Annotated in this window: 1 protein-coding gene; it reads left to right on the top strand. The window is 75.9% G+C overall.

Features of this window, described 5'->3' with window-relative positions; translation table 11 throughout:
- Positions 1 to 70: 70 nt before the first annotated feature.
- Entirely contained in the window at positions 71 to 1,183 is a 1,113-nt protein-coding gene (locus ABZ641_RS38365) for a polysaccharide deacetylase family protein (protein WP_359989293.1), read from the top strand.
- Positions 1,184 to 1,198: the final 15 nt, after the last annotated feature.

The raw sequence follows: 1,198 nt of genomic DNA, 5'->3' as shown, positions 1-1,198 counted from the left end.
GTCGGACGGCGCGACCTCCCCTCCCTCGGGGAGCCTCCACCAGCCAGCCGACTCCTCGGAGAGCCCTTCCGTGTCCAGACTCCTCCACCGCCTCGCCGCCTGCGCGGCCGCCGCGGCCCTGGCCGTCGCAGGACCCCTCGCCACCGGCGCGCACGCCGACACCCCGGCCACCGCCAACCTCGCCACCAACCCCGGCTTCGAGATCCCCCGACTGCCGCTGGACGACTGGGGTTCGATCCCCGGCTGGCAGTGCACGGCCGGCGAGGCCACCATCGGCGGCACGGCCCGCAGCGGCAGCTCCGCCCTCCTCGTCACCCCCGCGGCGGCGGACTCCACCGGGCACTGCGAGCAGGTCCTCAGCGTCCGGCCCGGCACCACGTACACCGTCTCCGCCTGGGTGCGCGGCGCCTACGTCTTCCTCGGCGCCGAAGGCACCGGCCACGACGTCGCACCCGCCTGGACCCCGGACACCGGTGGCGACTGGCGCCCCCTCACCACCACGTTCACCACCGGCACCGCGGTGACCAGCGTCCGCCTCTACCTCCACGGCTGGTACGGCCAGGGCGCCTACGCCGCCGACGACGTCCGGGTGGACGGCCCCGCCCCGGCGCCCGCACGCGCCCTGTGGAACATCCCGACCAGCGACCCCGTCCTCTTCGTCACCGTGGACGACGGCTGGCAGCGCACCCCCGAGGCGGCCGCCCTGATCGCCGCCGGGAAGCTCCCCGTCACCGCCTTCCCGCTGCCGATGCCGCTCGGCTTCGACCCCGACTGGTTCCGCGCCGTCACCGCCGCACCCGGCTCCTCGATCCAGGACCACAGCGTCTCCCACCGCGACCTCACCACCCTGGGCGCCGAGGAGCAGCAGGCGGAGATCTGCGGCGGCCGCGACGCCGCACTGCGGCGCACCGGCACCGCACCGACCGTCTTCCGCCCGCCCTACCTCGCCTGGAACGCCGACACCCTGCAGGCCGCCGCCAACTGCGGCATGACCACGGTGATGACCGCCACCGCCGACTTCAGCTGGGGCGCGTCGAACGTCTACCACGGCGGGCCGCTGCGCCCCGGCGACGTGGTGCTGCTGCACTTCACCGACACCCTCGCGAGCGACCTGGCGCGGGTGCTGGCCGCGGCCGACGAGGCCGGACTGCGGCCCGCGGGCCTCACCGAGTACCTCTCCTGACGGCCGCGGCGGGCC

The sequence above is a fragment of the Kitasatospora sp. NPDC007106 genome (assembly GCF_040634455.1).
GTDB classification, from domain to species: domain Bacteria; phylum Actinomycetota; class Actinomycetes; order Streptomycetales; family Streptomycetaceae; genus Kitasatospora; species Kitasatospora arboriphila.
This window is presented reverse-complemented; position numbering and strand designations above follow the sequence as displayed.